A 9,474-nucleotide genomic window follows, 5' to 3' on the forward strand; every position below is an offset into this window, starting at 1 on the left:
ACCGCGTGAGGCGGGGCGTCTTCCTACCGTTGCCGGTCCTCGGTAGTGGCCCCCGGGCGGCGCCCGGGTGCTTCGATCGATGACCGGCCCGTACGGAGGTGCTCCACCTCAGCGTCCCGCCGCAGCCCGGACGGGACACAGAAGAGGAGTATCAGAAGGTGGAGAACGAAACCCACTACGCCGAGGCCGTCATCGACAACGGCGCCTTCGGCACCCGCACCATCCGCTTCGAGACGGGGCGGCTGGCCAGGCAGGCCGCCGGCTCCGCCGTGGCGTACCTGGACGACGACACCATGGTGCTGTCGGCGACCACCGCCTCGAAGTCACCGAAGGACCAGCTCGACTTCTTCCCGCTCACCGTCGACGTCGAGGAGCGGATGTACGCCGCCGGGAAGATCCCCGGCTCCTTCTTCCGGCGTGAGGGCCGTCCCTCGGAGGACGCCGTCCTCACCTGCCGCCTGATCGACCGGCCGCTGCGCCCGTCGTTCACCAAGGGCCTGCGGAACGAGATCCAGATCGTCGAGACGATCATGGCGCTGAACCCCGACCACCTCTACGACGTGGTCGCGATCAACGCCGCCTCCTGCTCCACGCAGCTCGCGGGCCTGCCGTTCTCCGGCCCGATCGGCGGCACCCGGGTGGCGCTGATCCGCGGTCAGTGGGTGGCCTTCCCCACCCACACCGAGCTGGAGGACGCGGTCTTCGACATGGTCGTGGCCGGCCGGGTGCTGCCCGACGGCGACGTGGCGATCATGATGGTCGAGGCCGAGGCCACCGAGCGCACGGTCGAGCTGGTCAAGGGCGGTGCCACCGCCCCCACCGAGGAGGTCGTCGCCGAGGGACTGGAGGCCGCGAAGCCCTTCATCAAGGTGCTCTGCAGGGCCCAGTCCGACCTGGCGGCCAAGGCCGCCAAGCCGACCGGCGAGTTCCCGGTCTTCCTGGACTACCAGGAGGACGTGCTGCAGGCGCTGACCGCCGCCGTCCGCGACGAGCTGGCCCAGGCCCTGACCATCGCCGGCAAGCAGGAGCGCGAGGCCGAGCTGGACCGGGTCAAGACGGTGGCCGCCGACAAGCTGCTGCCGCAGTTCGAGGGTCGTGAGAAGGAGATCTCCGCGGCCTACCGTTCGCTGACCAAGCAGCTGGTGCGCGAGCGCGTGATCCGCGACAAGGTCCGCATCGACGGCCGCGGCGTCACCGACATCCGCACCCTGGCCGCCGAGGTCGAGGCGATTCCGCGGGTGCACGGCTCGGCCCTCTTCGAGCGCGGCGAGACCCAGATCCTGGGCGTCACCACGCTGAACATGCTCCGGATGGAGCAGCAGCTGGACACCCTCTCGCCGGTGACCCGCAAGCGGTACATGCACAACTACAACTTCCCGCCCTACTCCACCGGCGAGACCGGCCGCGTCGGCTCCCCCAAGCGCCGCGAGATCGGCCACGGCGCGCTGGCCGAGCGGGCGCTGATCCCGGTGCTGCCCGCCCGCGAGGAGTTCCCCTACGCCATCCGGCAGGTCTCCGAGGCGCTCAGCTCCAACGGCTCCACCTCCATGGGCTCGGTCTGCGCCTCCACCATGTCGCTGCTGAACGCCGGTGTGCCGCTGCGCGCCCCGGTCGCCGGCATCGCCATGGGCCTGATCTCGCAGGAGATCGAGGGGGAGACGCACTACGTCACCCTGACCGACATCCTCGGCGCCGAGGACGCCTTCGGCGACATGGACTTCAAGGTCGCCGGCACTCGCCAGTTCGTGACCGCGCTGCAACTGGACACGAAGCTGGACGGCATCCCCGCCTCCGTGCTCGCCGCCGCGCTGAAGCAGGCGCGCGACGCCCGGCTGCACATCCTGGACGTGATGAACGAGGCGATCGACGTTCCGGACGAGATGTCCCCGAACGCGCCGCGGATCATCACCGTGAAGATCCCGGTCGACAAGATCGGCGAGGTCATCGGCCCCAAGGGCAAGATGATCAACCAGATCCAGGAGGACACCGGCGCCGACATCACGATCGAGGACGACGGCACCATCTACATCGGCGCCGCCGACGGCCCCTCCGCCGAGGCCGCCCGCACCACCATCAACGGCATCGCGAACCCGACGATGCCCGAGGTGGGCGAGCGGTACCTGGGCACCGTGGTGAAGACGACCACCTTCGGCGCCTTCGTGTCGCTGCTGCCGGGCAAGGACGGCCTGCTGCACATCTCGCAGATCCGCAAGCTGGCCGGCGGCAAGCGCGTGGAGAACGTCGAGGACGTGCTCGGGGTCGGCCAGAAGGTCCAGGTGGAGATCGCCGAGATCGACCAGCGCGGCAAGCTGTCGCTGATCCCGGTCCTGGACGAGGACGCCGAGGCCGCGGACGCCGGGAAGGACGCCGCCGAGAAGTGACGCGTACGCACCGTACGCCGGCCCGCCACGCCAGCACCACGGCGTGGCGGGCCGCGCCCCGTAACCGCCATCGCGCGGCGACCGCCACCCTGCGCCAGGGGGAGAACGGCGCGGGCACCGTCCGCAAGACCGTGCTGCCCGGCGGGCTGCGCGTGGTCACCGAGACCGTGCCCACGGTCAGGTCGGTCTCGTTCGGTATCTGGGCCCGCGTCGGGTCCCGCGACGAGACCCCCTCGCTCAACGGCGCGACCCACTACCTCGAACACCTGCTCTTCAAGGGCACGAAACGGCGCACCGCGCTGGACATCTCCTCGGCCCTGGACGCCGTGGGCGGCGAGATGAACGCCTTCACCACGAAGGAGTTCACCTGTTACTACGCCCGGGTGCTCGACGCCGACCTGCCGCTGGCGATCGACGTCGTCAGCGACATGCTCACGGGCTCGCTGATCGCCGCCGAGGAGGTGGACGCCGAACGCGGCGTCATCCTCGAGGAGATCGCGATGACCGACGACGACCCGAGCGACGGCGTCCACGACCTGTTCGCGGCCACGCTGTTCGGCGACAACCCGCTCGGCCGCCCGGTGCTGGGCACGACGGAGACGGTGAACGGGCTCACCCGCGACCGGATCGCCCGCTTCTATCGGCGGCACTACGACCCGACCCGGCTCGTCGTCACCGCGGCCGGGCGCCTGGACCACGACGACGTGGTGCGGCGGGTCGCCGATGCCTTCGCGGGGTCGCTGGGCGACGCCGAGGCGCAGCCCATGGGCCCGCGCGCCGGCCGGCGGGAGATCAGGACCGCCGGGCGGGTCGAGGTGCTCAGGCGCCGCACCGAGCAGGCCCACGTCGTGCTCGGCATGCCCGGGGTCTCCCGGCACGACGACCGGCGCTGGGCGCTCGCCGTGCTCTCCACGGCGCTGGGCGGCGGCATGAGCTCCCGCCTCTTCCAGGAGGTCAGGGAGAAGCGCGGCCTGGCGTACAACGTGTACACGTACACCTCCGGCTACGCCGACTGCGGCGTCTTCGGGGTCTACGCCGGCTGCCGGCCCGCCCAGCTCGACGACGTGCTGAAGATCTGCCGCGGCCAGCTCGACGAGGTCGCCCGGCACGGGCTGAGCGACGAGGAGACGCGCCGCGCGGTCGGGCAGCTCGCCGGCTCCACGGTGCTGGGCCTGGAGGACACCGGATCGCTGATGCACCGGCTCGGCAAGAGCGAGCTGTGCTGGGGCGAGCAGCTCTCGGTCGACGACCTGTTGGACCGGATCGCCGCCGTCACCCCCGACGACGTTCGCCGGGTCGCCGCGGAGGTGCTCGGGCGGCGGCCCACGCTGTCCGTCATCGGGCCGCTGAACGACCGGCACACCGCCCGGCTGGCCGAGGCCGTCACCTGACCGGACGCCGGGTCCCGGACCGGGCCTGAGCGGTCGGAGCAGTCGGAGCAGGAGAGCAGAGAGGGACGAGAGCGCGATGAACAAGCAGCGCGTGGCCGTGATCGGCGCCCGCGGCCGGATGGGCGCCGAGGCGGTCCGTGCCGTGGAGGGCGCCGACGACCTGGAGCTGGTCGCCGCGCTCGGCCGCGGGGACCAGCTGGGCACGCTGACCGACGCGGGCGCCGAGGTCGCGGTCGAGCTCACGCATCCCGACTCGGTGATGGCCAACCTGGAGTTCTGCGTCCGGAACGGCGTGCACGCCGTCGTGGGCACCACCGGTTGGACCGACGAACGCCTCGCCACGCTCCGCGGCTGGTTGGCGGACTCGCCGGGGACCGGCGTGCTGATCGCGCCGAACTTCGGCATCGGCGCCGTGCTCACCATGCACTTCGCGCGGCAGGCGGCCCGTTTCTTCGAGTCCGTGGAGATCGTCGAGCTGCACCATCCGGGCAAGGCCGACGCGCCCAGCGGCACGGCCGTCCGGACGGCTCAGCTCGTCGGCGAGGCGCGGCGGGCGGCGGGCCGCGAGACCCAGCCGGACGCCACGAGCACGGCGCTGGACGGCGCCCGCGGCGCCGAGGTGGCGGGGGTGCCGGTGCACGCCGTGCGGCTGCGCGGCCTGGTCGCCCACCAGGAGGTGCTCTTCGGGGACGAGGGCGAGGTCTTCACCCTCCGCCACGACGCGCTGAGCCGGTCCTCGTTCATGCCCGGGATCCTGCTCGCCGTGCGGCGCGTGCCCTCCCTGCCCGGGCTGACCTTCGGCCTCGAAAACGTGATGGACCTGGCGCCGTAGCCGCCCCGGGGGCGCGCGGCGGGCCGGATCAGCCCTCCGCGCGGCCGATCTGGCCGGTGACGCCCTCGGCCGCCCAGGCCTCCAGCACGTCGGCCGCCCGGTCGAACGCCTCGGGCCGGGTGAGGAAGTCCGCGCTGTGGTCGGTCAGCAGCGTGCGCAGCGGCTCACCCCTGCGCCGCTCTATGGCCAGTGCCTGGCCCTGGACGCTGCGCGGCAGCCCGAGCCACTTCACCGGCTGCTGTACCGTCCGCACCCGGGCGATCTCCCGCCACCGCAGGGTGCGGGTGGTCAGCAGCCCGACCCTGCGCACCCCGCGCGAGCTGACCCATATCCCCATCCGCAGCAGGCGCAGCGCGAAGGCGATCGCCAACATGCCGGCGGTGACCGTGGCGGTCGCCGCGGTCGGGCCGCCGGCCAGGGCGATGATCATGGCCGAGATCAGCAGATAGGCGGCGATCAGCAGGGTCAGCGCCGCGAAGGCGACGCGCCACGGTCCGAGCCGGTACGGGCGGCGCCAGAAGTCCTGGTCCGAACGCGGCGGCATCTCGTCCCGGGGACGGGCGCCGGCGTCCTGTTCGGCCGTGAGAAAGTGCAGGGGCACGGCAACTCCTCGTTCGTCTCACATCCGGCACGGTGCGGTGAACGAGGTGAGGCTATCGCGCTCAGCGATCCTCGACGGCCTCCGGGCCCTCAGGAGGCCGCTGCTGTTCCGTGTCGAGCGCGGGCCCCGCCAGCAGCAGCGCCCCCACCAGTCCCGACACCACCACCAGGGCGAGCAGTGTCATGCCCAGCAACCGACCGAAGGACGCCCGCTGCCGTGCGGGCGGTGTCACGTTGCTGAGAAAACCGTCGTCCCGCCCCTGCCCCTGCCACGCCATGTCGTGCCTCCTCCCCCGATCAGACCAATACGAAAGTATGAACTAAATAATACGACTCAAGGTTCCCGGTCCCTTTTGCTCCCAGCGAACGGATCCGCCGCACCGGCTCGTAGGGTGGTCGCCGTGACCGAATCAGCCACCTTCCGCAGCGACGTGACCGTCGAGTTGATCAAGCACAGCGCCTCGGACACCGACGTGCTGTGGGCGGCCCGGGTCTCCACCGCTGGCGAGCAGTCCCTGGAGGAGGCCGGCAAGGATCCCGAGCGGTCGAAGGGCCTGATCAACTTCCTGATGCGCGACCGGCACGGCAGCCCGTTCGAGCACAACTCGATGACCTTCTTCGTCAGCGCGCCGATCTTCGCCTTCCGCGAGTTCCACCGGCACCGCGTCGGCTGGTCGTACAACGAGGAGAGCGGGCGGTACCGGGAGCTCCAGCCGGTCTTCTACGTGCCGGGCGAGGGGCGTCCCCTGGTGCAGCGCGGCCGCCCCGGCAAGTACGAGTTCGTCGCGGGCTCACCGGAGCAGCACACCGTCGTCTCCAAGGTGCTGGAGGAGACCTACGCCCAGTCGTACGCGGCCTACCAGGAGATGCTCGAGGCGGGAGTGGCGCGCGAGGTGGCCAGGGCCGCGCTGCCCGTCGGCCTGTTCTCCTCGATGTACGCCACGTGCAACGCCCGCTCGCTCATGCATTTCCTCGGTCTGCGCACCCAGCACGAGCAGGCCAGGGTGCCCACTTTTCCGCAGCGGGAGATCGCGATGATCGGCGAGCGGATGGAGGAGGAGTGGGCCCGCCTGATGCCGCTGACCCACGCCGCGTTCAACGCCAACGGGCGTGTCGCGCCCTAGCTCCGGGGCCGCGGGGCCCGTGTGCAGACCCTAGCGAAGTGTCCGTATTGCACCATTTCGAGAAAGTCATCTAAGGTGAACGAACGGACCCGGCGCCGTCTGAACCCCCGAGCAGGCGGCGCCGGGATCCACATGTCGACCGCCCCGATGGGCCACCTGACGCTGAGCGGCGAGTAGCGTGGAACCTATGGCTCCGACCTCCACACCGCAGACCCCGTTCGGGCGCATGCTGACCGCCATGGTGACTCCGTTCACGGCGGACGGTGCGCTCGACGTCGACGGCGCGCAGCGACTCGCCGCTCATCTCGTGGACGCCGGCAACGACGGTCTGATCGTCAACGGCACCACGGGGGAGTCTCCGACCACCAGCGACGAGGAGAAAACGGAGCTGGTGCGCGCGGTGGTGGAGGCGGTCGGCGACCGAGCCCACGTGGTGGCCGGCGTGGGCACCAACGACACCCGGCACAGCATCGGCCTGGCGCGCGCGGCCGAGCGGGCGGGCGCACACGGTCTGCTCACGGTCACGCCGTACTACAACAAGCCGCCGCAGGAAGGCCTCTTCCAGCACTTCACCGCCATCGCCGACGCCACGGGCCTGCCGGTGATGATCTACGACATCCCGGGCCGCAGCGGCGTCCCGATCAACACCGAGACCATGGTGCGCCTCGGCGAGCACCCCCGGATCGTCGCCAACAAGGACGCGAAGGGGGACCTGGGCCGGGCCAGCTGGGCCATCGCCACCACCGGGCTCGCCTGGTACTCCGGCGACGACATGCTCAACCTCCCGCTGCTCTCCGTCGGCGCCGTCGGCTTCGTCTCCGTCGTCGGGCACGTGGTGACCCCCGAGCTCCGCTCGTTGCTCGACGCCTACGGCAGCGGCGACGTCGCCAAGGCCATCGAGATCCACCAGAAGCTGCTGCCGGTCTTCACCGGCATGTTCCGCACCCAGGGCGTGATCACCTCGAAGGCGGCCCTCGGCTTCCGGGGACTTCCCGGCGGCCCGCTGCGGCTACCCCTCGTCGGTCTCACCCCCGAGGAGACCGACCAGCTCAGGCGCGACCTGACGGCCGGCGGGGTACACGTGTGACCGCGCGCCTGGGCCCACCGATGTCACCGGAGCGCACGCGTTGCCGTGTCCGAAGGTGCTAACTGAATACCTCACCACAGCACACAGTCACGCGCGCCATGTGTCCCCGCACGGACATGTGGCGCGCGTGGTCAGGAGAGTCTCTTGAGTCATCCCCATCCTGAACTCGGCCCGCCGCCGAGGCTCCCTCAGGGCGGCCTACGCGTTACCCCGCTCGGCGGCCTGGGCGAGATCGGCCGCAACATGACCGTCTTCGAGTACGACGGGCGACTGCTCGTCGTGGACTGCGGTGTGCTCTTTCCTGAACAGGAGCAGCCCGGAATCGATCTGATCCTGCCGGACTTCAGCGTCATCCGGGATCGCCTCGACGACATCGACGGCATCGTGCTCACCCACGGGCACGAGGATCACATCGGCGGCGTCCCCTACCTGTTGCGGGAGAAGCCGGACATCCCGTTGATCGGCTCCAGGCTGACACTGGCCCTGCTGGAGGCCAAGCTCCAGGAGCACCGCATCCGCCCCTTCACCCTGGAGGTGCGGGAGGGCCACCGGGAACAGGTCGGCCCGTTCGACTGCGAGTTCGTCTCGGTCAACCACTCCATCCCCGACGCGCTGGCCGTCGCCATCCGCACCCCGGCCGGAATGGTGGTGCACACCGGCGACTTCAAGATGGACCAGTTGCCGCTGGACGGCCGCCTCACCGACCTGCGCACCTTCGCCCGCCTCGGCGAGGAGGGCATCGACCTGCTGCTCAGCGACTCCACGAACGCCGAGGTGCCGGGCTTCGTGGCACCCGAGCGGGAGATCTCGGGCGTGCTGCGTCAGGTGTTCGCGCGCGCCGAGAAGCGCATCATCGTGGCGAGCTTCGCCAGCCACGTGCACCGCATCCAGCAGATCGTGGACGCCGCGCACGAACACGGTCGCAAGATCGCCTTCGTGGGCCGTTCCATGGTCCGCAACATGGGCATCGCCCGGGACCTCGGCTACCTCAGGGTGCCGGCGGGCCTGGTGATCGAGCTGAAGACCCTCGACGACCTGCCGGACCGGGAGGTCGTGCTGGTCTGCACCGGCTCCCAGGGCGAGCCCATGGCCGCGCTGTCCCGAATGGCCAACCGCGACCACCAGATCCGCATCGTGGAGGGCGACACGGTCATCCTGGCCTCCTCGCTGATCCCCGGCAACGAGAACGCGGTCTACCGGGTCATCAACGGACTGACCCGGTGGGGCGCCAACGTGGTGCACAAGGGCAACGCGCGGGTCCACGTGTCCGGTCACGCCTCGGCGGGGGAGCTGTTGTACTTCTACAACATCTGCCAGCCGCGGAACCTCATGCCGGTGCACGGCGAGTGGCGCCATCTGCGGGCCAACGCCGAGCTCGGCGCGCTCACCGGGGTGCCGGCCGACCACATCGTCATCGCGGAGGACGGCGTGGTCGTCGACCTGGTGGACGGCAAGGCGAAGATCGTCGGAAAGGTCCACGCGGGCTACGTGTTCGTGGACGGCCTGTCGGTCGGCGACGTCACCGAGTCCAGCCTCAAGGACCGCCGGATCCTCGGCGACGAGGGCTTCATCTCGGTCTTCGTGGTGGTGGACAGCAGCACGGGGAAGATCGTCAGCGGGCCCAGCATCCACTCCCGCGGCTCGGGCATCGAGGACTCGGACTTCGCCGCCGTCATCCCGAAGATCGACGAGGTGCTGGCCAGGTCGGCCCAGGACGGCGTCGTCGAGGCCCACCAGCTCCAGCAGTTGGTGCGGCGGACGGTGGGCAAGTGGGTGTCCGACACCTACCGCAGGCGTCCGATGATCATGCCCGTCGTGGTCGACGTCTGACCCTCATCTGCCGGCGGGGCGCCAGGATTTGCATCCGGGCGCCCCGCTCCAGTACGTTTACGGAGTCGGCGCGGGGGGAACCCCGAGGCGGCAACGAGGAAGCGTCCGAGTGGCGTCCGTTCCTTGAGAACTCAACAGCGTGTCATGTTGTCAATGCCAGATGATTTGACTGCCAGACAGGGCCTTGGGGTTTCCTGGGGTTTGTTTGGCGCATTCAGCGAGGATGTTC

8 protein-coding genes are annotated in these 9,474 nt (G+C 70.4%); 6 read left to right on the forward strand and 2 right to left on the reverse strand.

Annotated elements, in window-relative coordinates:
• The first annotated feature begins 158 nt into the window (after window positions 1-158).
• The 3 genes from ABGB06_RS38310 to dapB all read left to right on the forward strand — a co-directional run bounded on the left by ABGB06_RS38310 (window position 159) and on the right by dapB (window position 4,604).
• Window positions 159-2,381, forward strand: coding sequence for a polyribonucleotide nucleotidyltransferase (locus ABGB06_RS38310; protein WP_347599939.1), 2,223 nt, complete (start codon window positions 159-161; stop codon window positions 2,379-2,381).
• Window positions 2,378-3,772 carry a pitrilysin family protein gene (locus ABGB06_RS38315; RefSeq protein ID WP_347599942.1) on the forward strand — a complete coding sequence of 465 codons (1,395 nt, stop codon included), beginning with the start codon at window positions 2,378-2,380 and terminating at the stop codon, window positions 3,770-3,772. The genes ABGB06_RS38310 and ABGB06_RS38315 overlap by 4 nt, the downstream gene beginning before the upstream one ends.
• 76 nt (window positions 3,773-3,848) lie before the next feature.
• Window positions 3,849-4,604, forward strand: a complete 756-nt coding sequence (dapB, locus tag ABGB06_RS38320) for a 4-hydroxy-tetrahydrodipicolinate reductase (protein ID WP_347599944.1) — start codon at window positions 3,849-3,851, stop codon at window positions 4,602-4,604.
• A gap of 28 nt (window positions 4,605-4,632) precedes the next feature.
• On the opposite strand, the gene ABGB06_RS38325 is transcribed toward dapB, so the two are convergent.
• Both ABGB06_RS38325 and ABGB06_RS38330 read right to left on the reverse strand, forming a co-directional pair.
• Window positions 4,633-5,205, reverse strand: a complete 573-nt coding sequence (locus ABGB06_RS38325; protein WP_347599947.1) for a hypothetical protein — start codon at window positions 5,203-5,205, stop codon at window positions 4,633-4,635.
• 61 nt (window positions 5,206-5,266) lie between these two features.
• Window positions 5,267-5,482, reverse strand: coding sequence for a hypothetical protein (locus ABGB06_RS38330; RefSeq protein ID WP_347599950.1), 216 nt, complete (start codon window positions 5,480-5,482; stop codon window positions 5,267-5,269).
• A gap of 123 nt (window positions 5,483-5,605) precedes the next feature.
• On the opposite strand from ABGB06_RS38330, the gene thyX reads away from it, so the two are divergent.
• The 3 genes from thyX to ABGB06_RS38345 all read left to right on the forward strand — a co-directional run bounded on the left by thyX (window position 5,606) and on the right by ABGB06_RS38345 (window position 9,245).
• Window positions 5,606-6,328 carry an FAD-dependent thymidylate synthase gene (gene thyX, locus ABGB06_RS38335; protein WP_347599953.1) on the forward strand — a complete coding sequence of 241 codons (723 nt, stop codon included), beginning with the start codon at window positions 5,606-5,608 and terminating at the stop codon, window positions 6,326-6,328.
• Between the two features lie 187 nt (window positions 6,329-6,515).
• Window positions 6,516-7,415, forward strand: coding sequence for a 4-hydroxy-tetrahydrodipicolinate synthase (gene dapA / locus ABGB06_RS38340; protein ID WP_347599956.1), 900 nt, complete (start codon window positions 6,516-6,518; stop codon window positions 7,413-7,415).
• A 144-nt stretch (window positions 7,416-7,559) separates the two neighbouring features.
• Window positions 7,560-9,245 carry a ribonuclease J gene (locus ABGB06_RS38345; protein ID WP_347599959.1) on the forward strand — a complete coding sequence of 562 codons (1,686 nt, stop codon included), beginning with the start codon at window positions 7,560-7,562 and terminating at the stop codon, window positions 9,243-9,245.
• The last annotated feature ends 229 nt before the right edge of the window (window positions 9,246-9,474 follow it).

The organism is Streptomyces sp. B6B3 (assembly GCF_039871525.1).
GTDB lineage: Bacteria > Actinomycetota > Actinomycetes > Streptomycetales > Streptomycetaceae > Streptomyces.

Excerpts from the sequence above, each read along its gene's own strand:
- ABGB06_RS38330 (WP_347599950.1), bottom strand. The coding sequence starts at position 5,482 with ATGGCGTGGCAGGGGCAGGGGCGGGACGACGGTTTTCTCAGCAACGTG.
- dapA (WP_347599956.1), top strand. The coding sequence starts at position 6,516 with ATGGCTCCGACCTCCACACCGCAGACCCCGTTCGGGCGCATGCTGACC.
- dapB (WP_347599944.1), top strand. The coding sequence starts at position 3,849 with ATGAACAAGCAGCGCGTGGCCGTGATCGGCGCCCGCGGCCGGATGGGC.